The organism is Variovorax sp. DXTD-1 (genome assembly GCF_003984625.1).
GTDB lineage: Bacteria > Pseudomonadota > Gammaproteobacteria > Burkholderiales > Burkholderiaceae_C > Variovorax.
The window spans coordinates 427,608-443,924 of sequence record NZ_RWKH01000001.1; the positions used below are offsets into that span (position 1 = coordinate 427,608).

A 16,317-nucleotide genomic window follows, 5' to 3' on the forward strand; every position below is an offset into this window, starting at 1 on the left:
CTCCTTCTCAGTACAGGCCGAACAACTTGGCGCCGAGCACCACGGTGAGCAGAACGCTCAGGGCCAGCGTGACCAGGGCCGAACTCTGGCCGAACTCCTTGGTGACGGCGGCGTGGCTCACGTCCATCCAGAGGTGGCGCAGGCCGGCGATGAAGTGGTGCAGGTAGGCCCAGATCAGCGCGAGCGCGACCAGCTTGAAGAACCAGCCCGGAACGAAACCAAGGCCGCTGTTGAAGGCGGCCTTGAACCTGGCGAACGAATAGTCGGACGAGAGCGAGGTGTCGAACATCCAGATGATGAACGGCAGCAGCAGGAACATGAGGACGCCGCTCACGCGGTGCAGGATCGACACGATGCCGGCCGGCGGCAAGCGGTAGGTCGTGAGATCGGTGAAGGCATTGATGTTCCGGAATTCGCGGCGCGGCGGCCGGGGAGGGGTTGCAAGCTCTGTCATTGGGGGGAGGCTTTCGTGGCTTGGTGGCTTGTTCTGATAGCGAACGCTTTGTTTCTTCTGCGGAATGCAAACAACGCAAAATTCTATTGCAATGCACCATTGCATGGCGGAGGTGCTCTTGTCGGCGCAGCGCTGCAGTCGGATGCTATTGACTTCGGAGCGTGCTGCGCACGGGGTGCCGATGCTGCGATGCGGGTCGGTCGTGGTTTCATTTGACGCGATCTCAGCCGAGCTGATTGCGGTAGTGGTGCGTGTCGGTGCGATAGAGGCCGCGACGCAGTTCCATCGGCATGTCGTGATAGGTGTGGGCCAGGCGCTCTACGCTGAGCAAAGGCATCTGCAGCGACACGTCGAGCAGCGCCGCCTGCTCCGCATCGGGCAGCACCGCGCGAATTTTTTCTTCGGCGCGCACCATGCGCACGCCGAATTCGGTTTCGAACATCGCGTACATCGGGCCCGGCCAGGCCCGCAGCCGCTCGGCCGTAAGGCCCTTGAACGGCGCCCCGGGGAGCCAGAGGTCTTCGAGAATGGTCGGCACGCCCGCGTAGGCGAGCACGCGCCGCACCTGCAGTACGGCATCGCCCGTGCGCAAGCCCAATGCGCGCGCCACGTCGGCCGAGGCGCGCTGGCGGCGGCAATCGACGATGGTGCGCTCGGCCGGGCCTTCGGTGCTCGGCGTGCCTACATCGGGCACGAGCTTGAGAAAACGGTACTGCACGTGCTGCTCGGCATGCGTGGCAACGAAGGTGCCCTTGCCCTGGCGCCGCACCACCAGATTTTCGGCCGCCAGCTCGTCGATGGCCTTGCGCACCGTGCCCTGGCTCACGCGGTACCGCACCGCAAGGTCCATTTCGCTCGGAATCGGCTCGCCCGGCTTCCACTCGCCGGCCTGCAGGCTCTGCAGGATCAAAGTCTTGATCTGCTGATAGAGCGGACTGAAGGATGGCGTCGCAGATTCTTCAAGGACGGTGGGGGCATTCATGGCAGCGGTGGGGGTGCGCCGTGGCGGAACCTCCGAGCATATCTTATATAAGACATAAGACGGCTTGCGTCGATTCGGCTTAAAATGCGGGCCGGCCTGCGCCGCGGGAAGGATTTCCGCCCTGCAGGACACCGGCGCCACGCGCGCCCGCCGACACCGTTTTCACCATCTTCTGGAGTCTTCCCATGAGCAAAAAACCCGTCCGCGTTGCCGTCACCGGTGCCGCCGGTCAAATCGGTTACGCCCTGTTGTTCCGTATCGCTTCCGGCGAAATGCTCGGCAAGGACCAGCCGGTCATCCTGCAATTGCTCGAAATCCCCGACGAGAAGGCCCAGAAGGCGCTCAAGGGCGTGATGATGGAACTCGACGACTGCGCCTTCCCGCTGCTGGACGGCATGGAAGCCCACGGCGACCCGATGACCGCCTTCAAGGATGCCGACTACGCCCTGCTGGTCGGCTCGCGTCCGCGTGGCCCGGGTATGGAACGTGCCGAACTGCTGGCCGTCAACGGCGCCATCTTCACGGCACAGGGCAAGGCGCTGAACGCCGTTGCCAGCCGCAACGTGAAGGTGCTGGTGGTCGGCAACCCCGCCAACACCAACGCCTACATCGCGATGAAGAGCGCGCCCGACCTGCCGCGCAAGAACTTCACCGCCATGCTGCGCCTGGACCACAACCGCGCCGCCAGCCAGATCGCCGCCAAGACGGGCAAGCCCGTGGCCGACATAGAAAAGCTCGTCGTGTGGGGCAACCATTCGCCCACGATGTACGCCGACTACCGCTTTGCCACCATCAACGGCGAAAGCGTCGCCAAGATGATCAACGACCAGGAATGGAACGCCAACACCTTCCTGCCGACCGTCGGCAAGCGCGGCGCGGCCATCATCGAAGCACGCGGCCTGTCGTCGGCCGCCTCGGCCGCCAACGCCGCCATCGACCACATGCGCGACTGGGCCCTGGGCACCAATGGCAAGTGGGTCACCATGGGCATTCCGTCGGACGGCCAATACGGCATTCCGAAGGACACGATGTTCGGCTTCCCCGTGACCTGCGAGAACGGCGAATACAAGCTGGTCGAAGGCCTGGAAATCGACGCGTTCAGCCAGGAACGCATCAACAAGACCCTGGAAGAGCTGCAGGGCGAACAGGCGGGCGTCGCTCACCTCCTGTAATCGCAAATCGCAGCATCGGCATGCTCGACTGGAACCCCGCGCTCTACCGTCGCTACGAGGACGAGCGCACCCGGCCCGCACAGGAGCTCCTGGCGCGGGTGCCGCTGTCCGAGGCGGCCCATGTGGTCGACCTCGGCTGCGGACCGGGCAATTCCACCGAGCTGCTGTTTCACCGGTTCCCGAAGGCGCGTGTCGTCGGGACCGACAACTCCGAAGCCATGCTGGCCAGCGCGCGCGAGCGCCTGCCGCAAGCGAGCTTCGAGTTGAGCGACATCGCGACCTGGGCGCCGCAAGACCTAGACCAAGCGCCCGACCTCATTTACGCCAACGCAGCCCTGCAGTGGGTGCCGGATCACGAAGCGCTGATCCCGCGCCTCTTTGCTGCGCTGGCGCCGGGCGGCGTGCTCGCCATCCAGATGCCTGACAACCGCCAGGAGCCCACGCACCGCCTCATGCGCGCCGTGGCCTCCGAGGCGCCGTGGGCCGAGCCCATTGGCGACGCCGACCGCATGCGCACGCTGCTGCTGCCGCTCGGCGGCTACTACGACCTGCTGGCGCCCGAATCGGCCAAGGTCGATGTGTGGCACACCATCTACCAGCACCCCATGGCCGACGCCGCAGCCATTGTCGAATGGGTGCGCGGCACGGGGCTGAAGCCTTTCGTCGACCGGTTGCCGGATGAGCTGCGCGCAAGCTATCTCGCCGAATACGAGCGCCGTGTCGACCAGGCCTATCCCGCCCGCACCGACGGCAAGCGGCTGCTTGCCTTTCCGCGCATGTTCATCGTGGCGCAGAAAAAGGCATGACGAACCCGGTCCATCCCGCTGAAGTGCTGCTCGGCGCGCAAGCCGGCGCCGTGACGCTGCCTGTGTGCGACCACTACAGCGGGGTCGAAGCGCGCATGAAGAAGAGCCTCGCGCTCCAGGCCGAAATGGCCGAGGAGTTCGGCGCCTGCGTGTTCGACGTCACCCTTGACTGCGAAGACGGCGCCCCGGTCGGCGGCGAGGCCGAGCATGCCGCGCTCGTCACCGAACTGGCACTTGCCGCAAAGCCGGGCATGCGAGTCGGCGTGCGCGTTCATCCGGTCGATCACCCGGCCTTCGCCGGCGACGTGATCACCATTGCCGGGCGTGCCGGCCACCGGCTGAGCCACCTGATGGTGCCCAAGGTCGAATCCGTGGCCGACGTGGCGCAGGCCGTGGCGGCGCTCGAGGCAGCCGACGCCGATGCGCTGCCGCTGCACGTGCTCATCGAATCGCCGCTGGCGGTGCACAACGCATTCGAAATCGCCGCGCATCCGCGCGTGCAATCGCTGAGTTTCGGCCTGATGGATTTCGTTTCCGCGCATGCGGGCGCCATTCCGGCCGATGGCATGGGGGCCGCCGGCCAGTTCACGCATCCGCTGGTGGTGCGCGCCAAACTCGCCATCGCGTCCGCTGCGCACGCCTACGGCAAGGTGCCTTCGCACTGCGTGGTCACCGAGTTCAACAACACGGGCGCCATGCGCACGGCGGCCCGCAAGGCAGCCTCCGAATTCGGCTACACGCGCATGTGGAGCATCCACCCTAACCAGATCCGGCCGATCCTCGAAGCGTTTGCGCCGGACGAGGCCCAGATTCAGATTGCCGTAGAAATCATTACAAATGCCGCACTCGCGGATTGGGCGCCGACACAAATTGATGGCACATTGCACGACCGCGCGAGCTATCGCCATTTTTGGCAAGTGCTGACGCGTGCCCACGCAACAGGGCGCGCGTTGCCTCCAGCGGCAAAAGCCTGGTTTGCACTCGCGGCCTCCTGAAACTTACGAATCCAGCCTCAAGGAAACACCCATGAAGAAAATTGCTCTGATCGCAGCCCTGGCCCTGGCGCTCCCGTTTGCCGCCACGGCGCAAACCACCCCTGCCAAGCCGGCCGCCAAGGCTGAAGCCAAGAAGGCCCCCCCCAAGAAGCAGGTCACCCGCAAGGCCGCCAAGGCTGTGGAAGAAGTAACGCCCATCGCCGGTGAAACCAACATCGTGCTGACCGACGCCGACCTCGAAGTCGCCAAGCGCGTGTCGCTCGGCAAGGCGCAATGCGAACTCGGCGCCGACGTGACCGTGGCCGCCGATGAGAAGAAGCCCGGCTTCTTCAACGTGTCGACCAAGGGCCTGAAGTACCGCATGCACCCGGTCGAAAGCCGCACCGGCGCCATCCGCCTCGAAGACCCCCGCGCAGGCGCCATGTGGCTGCAGCTGGGCAACAAGTCGATGCTGATGAACCAAAAGGCAGGCCTGCGCATTGCCGACGAATGCCAGACGGCGGAGCAGGTCGCGTTTGCCGAAGAAATGAAGAAGAACCCGCCCAAGAGCCTGTTCGAAGGCGCTGACGCGGCCAAGAAGTAAGAGTACCGAACCAGGGGTGCGGCGCGGCTCTTGCTTGCCGCACTGCACGCCCGACAGCCCAGTTTCCGGAGAAAAGAAGATGTTGCAAGCCTACGTTGACCATGTTGCCGAACGCGCCGCGCTCGGTATTCCGCCGCTGCCATTGAGCGCGAAGCAAACCGCCGAAGCCATCGAGCTCCTCAAGAGCGCGAATGCCAAGGACGGTGCCTTCCTGCTCGATCTGCTCGCCTATCGCGTGCCCGCCGGCGTCGACGACGCGGCCAAGGTCAAGGCGAGCTACCTGGCGGCCGTGGCCCACGGTACCGAGAAGAACGCGTTCATCTCGCGCGCTCGCGCCACCGAATTGCTCGGCACCATGCTCGGCGGCTACAACATCAGCCCGATGATCGACCTGCTCGACGACGCCGAAGTGGGCGCCGTGGCGGCCGAGGGCCTGAAGAAAACCCTGTTGATGTTCGACCAGTTCCACGACGTCAAGGAAAAGGCCGACAAGGGCAACGCCAACGCCAAGGGCGTGCTGCAAAGCTGGGCCGATGCCGAATGGTTCACCAGCCGGCCCGAAGTGCCGCAAAGCCTGACCATCACGGTCTTCAAGGTGCCCGGCGAAACCAACACCGACGACCTGTCGCCCGCGCCCGACGCCACCACGCGCCCGGACATCCCCATGCACGCGCTGGCCATGCTCAAGAACAAGCGCGAAGGCACGGCTTTCGAGCCGGAAGAAGACGGCAAGCGCGGTCCGGTCAAGTTCATCGAGTCGCTGAAGCAGAAGGGCCACCAGGTCGCCTACGTGGGCGACGTGGTCGGCACGGGTTCCAGCCGCAAGTCGGCCACCAACTCGGTGCTCTGGTTCACCGGCGACGACATTCCGTTCATCCCCAACAAGCGCTTCGGCGGCGTGTGCCTGGGCACCAAGATCGCCCCGATCTTCTACAACACCATGGAAGACGCAGGCGCGCTGCCCATCGAGCTCGACGTGAGCCAGATGGACACCGGCGACGTGGTCGAGCTGCGCCCCTACGAAGGCAAGGCACTGAAGGACGGCAAGGTCATTGCCGAATTCAAGGTGAAGAGCGATGTGCTGTTCGACGAAGTGCGCGCCGGCGGCCGCATTCCGCTGATCATCGGCCGCGGCCTCACGTCCAAGGCGCGCGAAGCGCTGGGCCTGCCGGCTTCCACGCTGTTCCGCCTGCCGCAAAGCCCGGTCGACACCAAGAAGGGCTTCTCGCTTGCACAGAAGATGGTCGGGCGCGCCTGCGGCCTGCCTGAAGGCCAGGGCGTTCGCCCGGGTACGTACTGCGAACCCAAGATGACCTCGGTCGGCTCGCAGGACACCACCGGCCCGATGACGCGCGACGAGCTGAAAGACCTGGCCTGCCTGGGCTTCTCGGCCGACCTCGTGATGCAGTCGTTCTGCCACACCGCGGCTTACCCCAAGAAGGTGGACGTGAAGATGCATCACGAGCTGCCCGACTTCATCAGCACGCGCGGCGGCGTGTCGCTGCGCCCGGGCGACGGCGTGATCCACAGCTGGCTCAACCGCCTGCTCACGCCCGACACCGTGGGCACGGGCGGCGACAGCCACACCCGCTTCCCCATCGGCATCAGCTTCCCGGCCGGCTCCGGCCTCGTGGCCTTCGCGGCCGCCACCGGCGTGATGCCGCTGGACATGCCCGAGTCGGTGCTCGTGCGCTTCAAGGGCAAGATGCAGCCCGGCGTCACGCTGCGCGACCTGGTCAACGCCATTCCGCTGTACGCCATCAAGAGCGGCCTGCTCACGGTCGAGAAGAAGGGCAAGAAGAACATCTTCTCGGGCCGCATCCTCGAAATCGAAGGCCTGCCTGACCTGAAGGTGGAACAGGCCTTCGAACTGAGCGACGCCTCGGCCGAACGCTCGGCCGCCGGCTGCACGGTGCACCTGAACAAGGAACCGATCATCGAGTACATCAACAGCAACATCACGCTGATGAAGTGGATGATCGCCGAAGGCTATGCCGACGCCCGCACGCTGGCACGCCGCATCGCCGCGCAGGAAGCCTGGCTCAAGGACCCGCAGCTGCTCAAGGGCGACGACGACGCCGACTATGCGGCCGTCATCGAGATCGACCTGGCCGACATCCATGAGCCGATCGTGGCTTGCCCGAACGACCCGGACGACGTGAAGACGCTGTCCGACGTGGCCGGCGCGCAAATCGACGAGGTGTTCATCGGCTCGTGCATGACCAATATCGGCCACTTCCGCGCTGCCTCGAAGCTGCTCGAAGGCAAGCGCGACATCCCGGTCAAGCTGTGGATTGCACCGCCCACCAAGATGGACGCACACCAGCTCACCGAGGAAGGCCACTACGGCGTGTTCGGCAATGCCGGTGCGCGCACCGAAATGCCGGGCTGCTCGCTGTGCATGGGCAACCAGGCACAGGTGCGCGAGGGCGCGACGGTCATGTCGACCAGCACCCGCAACTTCCCGAACCGCCTCGGCAAGAACACCAACGTGTACCTTGGCTCGGCGGAACTGGCCGCCATCTGCTCGCGCCTTGGCCGCATTCCGACGCGCGAGGAGTACATGGCCGCAACGGGCGTGCTCGACGCATCGAGCGCCCAGATCTACCAGTACCTCAACTTCGACAAGCTCGACGAGTACAAGACCGAAGCGGCTGCTGCCGTGGTCGCGGCCTGATCGGCGCAGAGCTCCCGCTCTTGAAAAAGCCCCGCTTCGGCGGGGCTTTTTCATGTGCGCTGTTCGTAGGCTGCTGCTGAATCAAAGCGGCGGCGGGTTCGGCTTCAGGTATTCCTGGCCGGTCAGCACCATGGTCGAGCCGAGCGGACCGCCCACTGCATGGGGCAACGAGGTCAGCAGGGATGTCGCGAAGTCGCCGCCGTAGGTCTTGGCCCCTTGGTGGGTCAGGTTGGAATTGGCGTCGATGTAGATCGATTCGCCCAGGCCCGACCACAGGCGGCAGAAGCCATAGTCCTCGGAGAGATAGCGGCGGGTCTCGGGATCGACCATCACATCGAAGAAGCGGTAGTGCAGGCCAAGATCGGCTTCGCCGATGCTGTCGGGCACGTAGTTGAGATCGGGGTAGCTCGCGATGAGCCGTTCGAACACGCTGCGCTTGATGGCCATGAAGCCGGTCGGTGCTTCGGTCATCTTCATGAAGCCGTCCGGCTGCACTTCGAGGTCGATTTGCGCACCGGCCCCGGACGAAGACGACGCCTTGGCATTGACCGTGTAGCGCGTGAAGGTGGCGTCGAACCGCTGGCGCGTGGTGCCTTCGGCCACGCCCTCCGCAGGCCAGTTTTCGCGCTTGAGGGGGTACACGCCGGCTGCAATGTCGTAGCCCGAACGCAGCAGCCGGAAGGCGGCCTCGGCCGAGAACCCGATGTCGGCATCGATCCAGAACAGATGCGTCCATTGCGGGTTGGCCAGGAACTGGGCCACGCAGTTGTTTCGCGCACGGGTCACCAGGCTTTCGCCCTGGTGGAACAGCACCTGGAGATGCATTCCCGCGCGCTCGGCCTCGATGGCGAAGTTCATCATCGAGACGACGTAGTTCTGGAAGAACTTGCCGTCATGGCTCGGCGTTACGATCACGGGGAAGAACTGGCGCAATTCAGAGGCTTGGAGCATGTCGGGTTCCATTGAGGGGGGGCGCTGCACCAGCCGTCCTGACTGGGTGCGGCGATTCTAGGGACCGGCCGGCCCTGCGCTCGTTGCCGTCGAGCAGGGGGGGGCTTCGGCCGGCGGGTGAAGCCGGCACTCCTGCTCAAGAATGAGCTTTTACCGCGACTCGCGCGGCAGCCTGCGCGACCTGACGCATGCACAGTTCAGCCAGCAGGTTGGGCCGCCAGCGCGGTCAGCGCCGCGGCCGTCTGCGCATCGGCCGGAAAGAACGACTCCACCGCCAGCTCCTGCAGCGTGACGTCCACTGGCGTGCCGAAGATGGTGGTAGTGCTGATGAAGCTCAGCACGCCGTTGGGCGTGACCAGCTGAAAGGGCACCACGACGCCTGACAGTTCGGTGTTGGCGGCCGGCGCGTCATGGCTCACGCTGGGCGTGGGGTAGGCCTCGAGCTCGTCGTGCAGCGCCTGCAGCACGGCATCACCTGTCGCGGCAATCTGCTGCTGCAGACGTTCGAGCAGATGGGCGCGCCACTGCGCAAGGTTGGCGATGCGCGAGGCCAGGCCCTCGGGGTGCAGGCTCAGGCGCAGCACATTGATCGGGGCTTGAACCAGTTCCGGCGCCGCGCCGGCCATGAGCATCGGCACCAGCGCGTTGTGCGCCACCAGGTTCCAGTGGCGGTCGACCGCGAGGGCGGGAAACGGCTCGTGGCCCTTCAGCACCAGGTCCACGGCGCGACGCGCCGAGGCCAGGGCAGGGTCGTCGAGCGAGCGCTGCCGGTACATCGGCGCGAAGCCCGCTGCCACCAGCAGGGCGTTGCGCTCGCGCAGCGGCACTTCCAATCGTTCGGCCAGGCGCAGCACCATCTCGCGGCTGGGCGCGGCGCGGCCGGTTTCCACATAGCTCAGGTGCCGGGTTGAAACCTCTGCCTCTTGCGCGAGGTCGAGTTGGCTCAGCCGGCGATGCGTGCGCCAGTGCCGAAGATGCGCGCCGAACGGGTCGCGCGCGCCGGGTTGGCCGGCCTTGGACGAATGAGTGCGGGGAATGTTCATGGCCCGCATTCTGGCGCGAGGGCGCCGGCGCGCCATGACCTCCGAGGTTATCGACGCTGTGCCCGCCTTTCGAAATCATTGGGTCCAACGCGGCAGGACAGGCTTGCGGCGTACCACCCGAAGGAGATTCTCATGTCCGTCTTTGCGTCCCCCCGTTTCCTCCCCAATGTCATGTGGGCCGACGCCGCTTCATGCGCCGCCACCGGCGCAATGCAGGTGGCGTTCACCGATGCGCTGTCGCGGCTGACCGGCCTGCCGGCACCGCTGCTCATGGGGACTGGCGTATTCCTGCTGGCATATGCGGCAGCCGCGGCCTTCATGGCCACCCGTCGCACACCGCCTCGCACGCTCATCGGGCTGGTGGTGGTCGGCAACTTCGGCTGGGCCGTGGCCTGCGTGGCGCTGCTGATGAGCGGCCTGCTCGCGGTCACTGCGTTGGGCATGGCCTGGGTGCTGGCGCAGGCGCTGTGCGTGGTGGTGCTGGCCGAGTTGCAATGGACGGGCCTGCGCCGGACCCGCGGCAGCGCGAACATGGCCCTGGCCTGAGCGAGAGCGGATGCCGGCAACACCCATTTACCCGGCATTTGCGGCCATGAGGAACGTGGCACCTCGGGGGCATTGCAGGGAAGACCGACTACAACAACTGACATCGATCCCTGCTATCTTTGAGGTGCTTCCACGAACAGATCGAACCAACAGGAGTTCCTCAATGGCCAAAGCACCGGCGCACGCCTTTGCGTCCACCCTCAAGACCTTCAAGACCCCGTCCGGCGCATCGGGCAAATACTGGTCCCTGAAGGAGCTGGCCAAACAATATCCCTCCGTGAACCGGCTGCCGGTGTCCATCCGCATCGTGCTCGAGTCGGTGCTGCGCAACTGCGACGGGCAGAAGGTGTCGCCCAAGCATGTCGAAGAACTGGCGCATTGGGCACCCAACGCAGACCGCGTGGATGAAATCCCCTTCGTCGTCACCCGCGTGGTGCTGCAGGACTTCACCGGCGTGCCGCTCCTGGCCGACCTGGCCGCCATGCGCAGCGTGGCCGCCAAGCTCGGCAAGTCGCCCAAGACCATCGAGCCGCTGGTGCCGGTCGACCTGGTGGTCGACCACTCGGTGATGGTCGACTACTACGGCACGCCGAAGGCGCTCGACCTCAACATGAAGCTGGAGTTCCAGCGCAACAACGAGCGCTACCAGTTCATGAAATGGGGCATGCAAGCCTTCGACACCTTCCGCGTGGTGCCGCCAGGCTTCGGCATCGTGCACCAGGTCAATCTTGAATACTTTGCGCGCGGCGTCTACAAGAGTTCGAGCGACAACGCCGAGGTGCCGGTGTACTACCCCGATTCGCTGGTCGGTACCGACAGCCACACGACCATGATCAACGGCGTTGGCGTGGTCGGCTGGGGCGTGGGCGGCATCGAGGCCGAGGCCGCCATGCTGGGTCAGCCGGTGTACATGCTGACGCCCGACGTGGTGGGCTTCGAGCTCACCGGCAAGCTGCGCGAAGGTGTGACGGCCACCGACCTGGTGCTGTATGTCACCTCCATCCTGCGGGCCGAGAAGGTGGTGGGTAAGTTCGTCGAATTCTTCGGACCCGGCGCTGCTTCGATCGGCGTGCCCGACCGCGCCACCATCGGCAACATGGCGCCCGAGTACGGTGCCACCATGGGCTTCTTTCCGGTCGACGAAGCCACGGTCGCCTACTTCGAAGGCACCGGTCGCACCAAGGAAGAGGTCGAGCGCTTCGAGGCCTACTACAAGGCGCAAGGCCTCTTCGGCATGCCGGCGCCAGGCGACATCGACTACACCAAGATCGTCAAGCTCGACCTGGGCACCGTATCGCCGAGCCTCGCGGGTCCGAAGCGGCCGCAAGACCGCATCGACCTGGGCCACCTGTCCACCAAGTTCTCCGAGCTCTTCAGCAAGCCCAACGACGCCAACGGATTCAACCAGCCGGCCGAGCGGCTCAAGCTGCGCTATCCGCTGACCACGAGCGGCCAGGGCGACGACAACGAAGCCGCGCCGCCGCCCCCCGGCGCGCCGCGCGAACTGGTCGAGATGGTGGCCAATCGGTCGACCAAGGCCGCCGCCCATGTGAACGCCACGGCGCCTGCCGCGCCCAAGGGCGGGGTGACCATCGGCAACGGCGACGTGCTGATCGCGGCCATAACCTCGTGCACCAACACCTCCAACCCGAGCGTGATGCTCGCGGCCGGGCTGTTGGCCAAGAAGGCGGTGGAGGCGGGCCTCACGGTCAAGCCGCACGTCAAGACCTCGCTCGCGCCCGGCTCCCGCATCGTGACCGAATACCTCGAGAAGGCCGGCCTGCTGCCGTATCTCGAAAAGCTCGGCTTCTACCTGGCCGGCTACGGTTGCACCACCTGCATCGGCAACGCGGGCGACCTCACGCCCGAGATCAACGACGCCATCATCAAGAACGACCTGGTCGGCGCGGCCGTGCTTTCGGGCAACCGCAACTTCGAGGCGCGCATCCATCCGAACCTGAAGGCCAACTTCCTGGCCTCGCCGCCGCTGGTGGTGGCTTTTGCAATTGCCGGCAACGTGATGGTCGACCTGATGACCGAGCCCGTGGGCAAGGGCAAGAACGGCAAGGACGTGTACCTGGGCGACATCTGGCCCACGCCGAAGGAAATCGACGAGAACCTTCGCTTCGCGATGAACGCCAAGTCGTTCCGCGCGAACTACGACAAGGTCAAGACCGACCCGGGCAAGTTCTGGAGCAGCATCCAGGGCACCACGGGCCAAGTCTATGACTGGCCCACGTCGACCTACATTGCCGAGCCGCCGTTCTTCGCGGACTTCAAGATGCAGCCGCATGCATCGGACGCCGGCTTCAAGGGCGCGCGCATCATGGCGCTTTTCGGCGACTCGATCACCACCGACCACATCTCGCCGGCCGGGTCCATCAAGGAAAGCTCGCCCGCCGGCATCTGGCTCAAGGCGAACGGCGTGCCCAAGGCCGACTTCAACAGCTACGGCTCGCGCCGCGGCAACCACGACGTGATGATGCGCGGCACCTTCGCCAACGTGCGCATCAAAAACCTGATGATTCCACCGGACATCAATGGCACGCAGGAAGAGGGCGGCGTCACGCTGTTCCAACCCGGCAACCAGAAGATGTTCATCTACGACGCCGCCATGAAGTACATGGAGCAGGGCATTCCCACGGTGGTCTTCGGCGGCGAAGAATACGGCACCGGCTCATCGCGCGACTGGGCCGCCAAGGGCACTCAGCTCCTGGGCATCAAGGCCGTGGTGGCGCGCAGCTTCGAGCGCATTCACCGCGCCAACCTGGTCGGCATGGGCGTGCTGCCGCTGCAGTTCCGCGGCGCCGATTCATGGCAGACGCTGGGCCTCACGGGCGACGAAAAGATCGACGTGGTCATTGGCGGCGAACTCAAGCCTCAGATGGACGTGAAGCTGGTCGTGCATCGTGCCGACGGCTCGCACCAGGAAGTGACGGTGCGCCTCCGCATCGACACGCCGATCGAGGTGGACTACTACAAGCACGGCGGCATCCTGCCGTTTGTGCTGCGGCAGTTGCTCAACGACTGATGGCGCAGGACGCCGGTTTCAGATCGACAAGACGGGAGCAGGTGTCATTCACTCGCCTTTAGCGGCCCGGTAGACGGTGCTGACCCGCTGGGCGGCCTGATCGAGCAGCGCAGGCCATTCGCCAGCGGGGCGCGGCGTGGGCCCCTCGCATGTCTTGGCGTTCGTCATGGCGCATTGCATGCGCAACATGCCATAGGAGGCCGGCCAGGTCGGGTCGTAGTTGATGTGCTTGGCCGCGATCTTGTCGCGGGCATCTTGGATGCCGGCCTTGACCGCTGCGGCGGCCTGATCGGGCTGCTCCTTCATGAACCGGACAAAGTCCCGAGTGTTCTTATCGAAGGCGAGCGTAAAAAAGGCCTCGTTGCTCGAGATCTCGGCCCGGCCACTGTCGTCCGCGAAGCGCAACGCGTCGTACCAACCCATCGTGGCCTGCGCGGCAATGATTCGAAGCATTGTGTCGAAGCGCGGCGGCTTTTGCTGCAACCCCTTTGGGATGTAGAAGACCTGAAACAGTTCCATGGTCTCCATGGGCGTCAGTTCGCCCTTCTCGGCGGCAGTCAAACGCGCATCGAAGGCGCGCCGCGCGCTGGCATGCTGCGCCTGAGTGGCTTTCGCGTCACCAATTGCCGTGATGAATGCACGCGTCTCCGCGCGGCGTACCTGCCACGCGTCCTGGAGAGTTTGCACCCTGACAATGTTGTCCTGCGCGTATGCGGCAAGGGGTGCCATGAAAACACTGAAAAGAACTCCGAGAGCGATGCTCTTGATGTGTGTTTTTGATTTCACTTCAAATTCCCTTGGGTAACGTAATGGGCTGGAATGACTGACAGCGCTAGCTCAAGCCAGTACGGGCCCGGTTTGCGCTAGTACAGGCCGATTCACCTGCTGGAACTGCTGGTTCTGTTGCAGGTTGTGCGCCTCGGCGAAGGCCTGCGAGCTTTGCGCAAGGGGTGTGTTCAGGGCTGCCGTCGTGTCCACGCCGATCACCTTCGACAGCGCGGCGCCCGGCGGGCCCTGCACCGCAATGAGTTTGCTGCCGTTGTCGTTCAGCACCACATGATCGATCTGCCTGAACCTGGATTCACACGCCGATGCGGCCAACGTGCCGGCGGCATTGCAGGTGCGTTGATCGGAAGGGATGCTGCGCTCGGCGTTGATCTTCTCCAGGCCGGCCAAGGCCTGCTTGTACAGCCGATTGCCAGGGTGCCCTGGCTGGTTCAAGAGCGGGGCTGCCTCAGTCTGGCTGTGAAGCCACGGACGGGTGAGTTTGTCCATCGCGCGGGAGGCGCCCTCGTGAATTTTTTGACCGGTCTCCTCCAGCGTCCGCTCTGCCCGCTGGGCGCCCGTGATCACCTGCTCGCGCGCGGCATCGTAGGTTCGCTCGGCCGCTTGGCTGGCCGCCTGCGCGCCCGAAACGACTGCCTTGCCAGTCCTTTCGGCAGCGTGGACGACGGTCTTAGCACCCGAAACAACAGCGGTGCTGGTGGCATCGTAGGTGCGCTCGGCTGCGCGACCGGCGGCCTGTGCGCCTGAAACAATCGCCTTGCCCGTCGTTTCGGCCGCATGGCTGACGGTCTTCGCCCCCGAAACAACCGCAGTGCTGGTTGCATCGTAGGCCTGCCCCGCCGCATGGCCAACGGCCTTTGCACCCGCAACGACCGTCTGGCCAGCCTGTACCCCAGAGCGCAGAGGGGTGGATGCGGATAGGGTGACACGGGCACTGTGTACGTCGTCGCGGTAGCGATCGATCATGCTGTGATGGGCGTCATAACGCGCCTCGTTCTCCCGCGAGATGATCGAGCGGCCCAGCGTCTCGCTGTTGGGCACGAAGTTGTCGACGCGATGCGCACTGAAATCGGTCGCCTTGGCGGGGTTGCGCACACTCACAATGCTGCCATCGTCGCGGTACCCGGCCTTGCCCAGCGTATTGATATCCTGCTGGACCGCATAGACCCGCACCTCGCCAAAGTGCGCACTGGCCGCGCTCACCGCATCGCCTGCGCGAACGTGATTGATGACCTGGTGGCCGCCCTTGGGAACGCCATGCACCAGCCCGGCGGCGCCGAAGGCGTTGAAGGTTTCGCCCTTGAGGCCTAACTTGTGCGCCTCCAGCTGGGCCAGCGTGCCACCCAGCGAGTGACCGGTGACGGTGACGTTCAGGGGTTGATTGTTTTTTTGTGCATCGGCCTTGGCTTTCTCCATCACCCTTTCCGTGAAAGCGTCGGCATCGGCCGCTTGCGCATTGACGCCCGCCAACGCCATGCCGACATCGACGACGCCGTCGTGCACGGGCTCGCGATCAAACTCGGTGCCACGAAATGCAATGACAACTTCGCCCGTATCGACCCGCTGGTAGGCCGTTGCCTGGAAGCCTGTCGTCGGTTTGTCTTCATGGTCGACGATTTTGTACTTGACACCGTCAAGGGTGATCTCTCTTTTCTTCGGGTCGAGATCAGGATCGTTGTACGAATCCTTTGCCAGCAATGCGTAATCCGTGGACTTAATCGTCATTGGAATTTCTCCTTGGCAGTGAGCGTCATCGAGAAAGTGTTCTTCGAGTCTTGCCCAAAGTCGGACCGGTTTTCCCTGCCACTGCTGATAAGCGGGTGGTCGTCCTTCTTCGACTTGGCGTACTCGCTGAAGTAAGACCCGTTGTTGAAAAACCTAGGCACTGGCTTGCCCGCCAGGGCTTCGTTGAGATCAAGGGAATGACTAAATACCAGGTTCCCGATCTGCAGACTGAAGCCGACGAACGTCATCGACCATTGACATACGCCCAGGCCGAAGTAGTTTTCGTCCTGCAAGTAGTCGACGTAGAACGTGCCCTTGTAGAGCTTGTCACTCACGCGGGTCAGGCTCAACGGCACGGATTTTCTGGGTGTGTGCTGCGCTCCGCTGATGGGTTGCAGTGGTACGCAGCGGTTATTCGACACTTGGTAGCTAGAGAATCCTTCAACGGCATCGAACGGCCCCGGGGCGTCCTCGATGGTCAGCGTGATTTCATAGCGCATCTTCGGATGCGGGTTGAGCTTGATATCGGGCTTTTTCATGGCTTGGCCGCAGGCGATGGTGGTGAT

14 protein-coding genes are annotated in these 16,317 nt (G+C 64.5%); 7 read left to right on the forward strand and 7 right to left on the reverse strand.

Annotated elements, in window-relative coordinates:
* Nucleotides 1-7 precede the first annotated feature (7 nt).
* Together sdhC and EJI00_RS02015 are read right to left on the reverse strand one after the other, a co-directional pair.
* Nucleotides 8-454, reverse strand: coding sequence for a succinate dehydrogenase, cytochrome b556 subunit (sdhC, locus tag EJI00_RS02010; protein WP_126745783.1), 447 nt, complete (start codon nt 452-454; stop codon nt 8-10).
* Nucleotides 455-677: 223 nt separating this feature from the next.
* Complete coding sequence (locus tag EJI00_RS02015) at nt 678-1,436, reverse strand: GntR family transcriptional regulator (RefSeq protein WP_126745784.1); 759 nt, start codon at nt 1,434-1,436, stop codon at nt 678-680.
* Nucleotides 1,437-1,621: 185 nt separating this feature from the next.
* On the opposite strand from EJI00_RS02015, the gene EJI00_RS02020 reads away from it, so the two are divergent.
* The 5 genes from EJI00_RS02020 (at nt 1,622) to EJI00_RS02040 (ending at nt 7,669) form a co-directional block, all read left to right on the forward strand.
* The gene (locus EJI00_RS02020; RefSeq protein WP_126745785.1) at nt 1,622-2,608 is read left to right on the forward strand and encodes a malate dehydrogenase; all 987 of its coding nucleotides are present in this window, start codon (nt 1,622-1,624) and stop codon (nt 2,606-2,608) included.
* A gap of 20 nt (nt 2,609-2,628) precedes the next feature.
* Nucleotides 2,629-3,414 (forward strand): trans-aconitate 2-methyltransferase, encoded by a 786-nt coding sequence (tam, locus tag EJI00_RS02025; RefSeq protein ID WP_126745786.1) that lies wholly within the window; start codon nt 2,629-2,631, stop codon nt 3,412-3,414.
* Nucleotides 3,411-4,409, forward strand: a complete 999-nt coding sequence (locus tag EJI00_RS02030) for an HpcH/HpaI aldolase/citrate lyase family protein (protein WP_126745787.1) — start codon at nt 3,411-3,413, stop codon at nt 4,407-4,409. The genes tam and EJI00_RS02030 overlap by 4 nt, the downstream gene beginning before the upstream one ends.
* A gap of 31 nt (nt 4,410-4,440) precedes the next feature.
* A complete protein-coding gene (locus EJI00_RS02035) occupies nt 4,441-4,992 on the forward strand; it encodes a hypothetical protein (RefSeq protein WP_126745788.1) in 552 nt (183 codons plus the stop codon).
* 79 nt (nt 4,993-5,071) lie between these two features.
* Nucleotides 5,072-7,669, forward strand: a complete 2,598-nt coding sequence (locus EJI00_RS02040; RefSeq protein WP_126745789.1) for a bifunctional aconitate hydratase 2/2-methylisocitrate dehydratase — start codon at nt 5,072-5,074, stop codon at nt 7,667-7,669.
* An 81-nt stretch (nt 7,670-7,750) separates the two neighbouring features.
* Here the strand turns inward: EJI00_RS02040 and EJI00_RS02045 are convergent, their stop codons facing one another.
* Both EJI00_RS02045 and EJI00_RS02050 read right to left on the reverse strand, forming a co-directional pair.
* Complete coding sequence (locus EJI00_RS02045; RefSeq protein ID WP_126745790.1) at nt 7,751-8,620, reverse strand: hypothetical protein; 870 nt, start codon at nt 8,618-8,620, stop codon at nt 7,751-7,753.
* A gap of 197 nt (nt 8,621-8,817) precedes the next feature.
* Entirely contained in the window at nt 8,818-9,663 is an 846-nt protein-coding gene (locus EJI00_RS02050; RefSeq protein WP_126745791.1) for a helix-turn-helix domain-containing protein, read from the reverse strand.
* A 132-nt stretch (nt 9,664-9,795) separates the two neighbouring features.
* Here EJI00_RS02050 and EJI00_RS02055 point away from each other — a divergent pair, with 132 nt between their 5' ends.
* Complete coding sequence (locus EJI00_RS02055) at nt 9,796-10,209, forward strand: hypothetical protein (protein ID WP_126745792.1); 414 nt, start codon at nt 9,796-9,798, stop codon at nt 10,207-10,209.
* A 163-nt stretch (nt 10,210-10,372) separates the two neighbouring features.
* Nucleotides 10,373-13,240 (forward strand): aconitate hydratase, encoded by a 2,868-nt coding sequence (locus tag EJI00_RS02060; protein ID WP_126745793.1) that lies wholly within the window; start codon nt 10,373-10,375, stop codon nt 13,238-13,240.
* Between the two features lie 48 nt (nt 13,241-13,288).
* On the opposite strand, the gene EJI00_RS02070 is transcribed toward EJI00_RS02060, so the two are convergent.
* From EJI00_RS02070 to EJI00_RS02080, 3 genes are all read right to left on the reverse strand, one after another.
* Complete coding sequence (locus EJI00_RS02070; RefSeq protein ID WP_126745794.1) at nt 13,289-14,026, reverse strand: hypothetical protein; 738 nt, start codon at nt 14,024-14,026, stop codon at nt 13,289-13,291.
* A gap of 51 nt (nt 14,027-14,077) precedes the next feature.
* Nucleotides 14,078-15,751 carry an XVIPCD domain-containing protein gene (locus tag EJI00_RS02075; RefSeq protein WP_126745795.1) on the reverse strand — a complete coding sequence of 558 codons (1,674 nt, stop codon included), beginning with the start codon at nt 15,749-15,751 and terminating at the stop codon, nt 14,078-14,080.
* Nucleotides 15,748-16,317 (reverse strand): hypothetical protein (locus EJI00_RS02080; RefSeq protein ID WP_221885018.1); only part of this gene is annotated, 570 nt, incomplete at its 5' end. The genes EJI00_RS02075 and EJI00_RS02080, both read right to left, overlap by 4 nt.

Excerpts from the sequence above, each read along its gene's own strand:
- EJI00_RS02050 (WP_126745791.1), bottom strand. The coding sequence starts at position 9,663 with ATGAACATTCCCCGCACTCATTCGTCCAAGGCCGGCCAACCCGGCGCG.
- EJI00_RS02055 (WP_126745792.1), top strand. The coding sequence starts at position 9,796 with ATGTCCGTCTTTGCGTCCCCCCGTTTCCTCCCCAATGTCATGTGGGCC.
- EJI00_RS02040 (WP_126745789.1), top strand. The coding sequence starts at position 5,072 with ATGTTGCAAGCCTACGTTGACCATGTTGCCGAACGCGCCGCGCTCGGT.
- EJI00_RS02035 (WP_126745788.1), top strand. The coding sequence starts at position 4,441 with ATGAAGAAAATTGCTCTGATCGCAGCCCTGGCCCTGGCGCTCCCGTTT.
- EJI00_RS02020 (WP_126745785.1), top strand. The coding sequence starts at position 1,622 with ATGAGCAAAAAACCCGTCCGCGTTGCCGTCACCGGTGCCGCCGGTCAA.
- EJI00_RS02060 (WP_126745793.1), top strand. The coding sequence starts at position 10,373 with ATGGCCAAAGCACCGGCGCACGCCTTTGCGTCCACCCTCAAGACCTTC.
- EJI00_RS02015 (WP_126745784.1), bottom strand. The coding sequence starts at position 1,436 with ATGAATGCCCCCACCGTCCTTGAAGAATCTGCGACGCCATCCTTCAGT.
- sdhC (WP_126745783.1), bottom strand. The coding sequence starts at position 454 with ATGACAGAGCTTGCAACCCCTCCCCGGCCGCCGCGCCGCGAATTCCGG.
- EJI00_RS02045 (WP_126745790.1), bottom strand. The coding sequence starts at position 8,620 with ATGCTCCAAGCCTCTGAATTGCGCCAGTTCTTCCCCGTGATCGTAACG.
- EJI00_RS02075 (WP_126745795.1), bottom strand. The coding sequence starts at position 15,751 with ATGACGATTAAGTCCACGGATTACGCATTGCTGGCAAAGGATTCGTAC.
- EJI00_RS02030 (WP_126745787.1), top strand. The coding sequence starts at position 3,411 with ATGACGAACCCGGTCCATCCCGCTGAAGTGCTGCTCGGCGCGCAAGCC.
- tam (WP_126745786.1), top strand. The coding sequence starts at position 2,629 with ATGCTCGACTGGAACCCCGCGCTCTACCGTCGCTACGAGGACGAGCGC.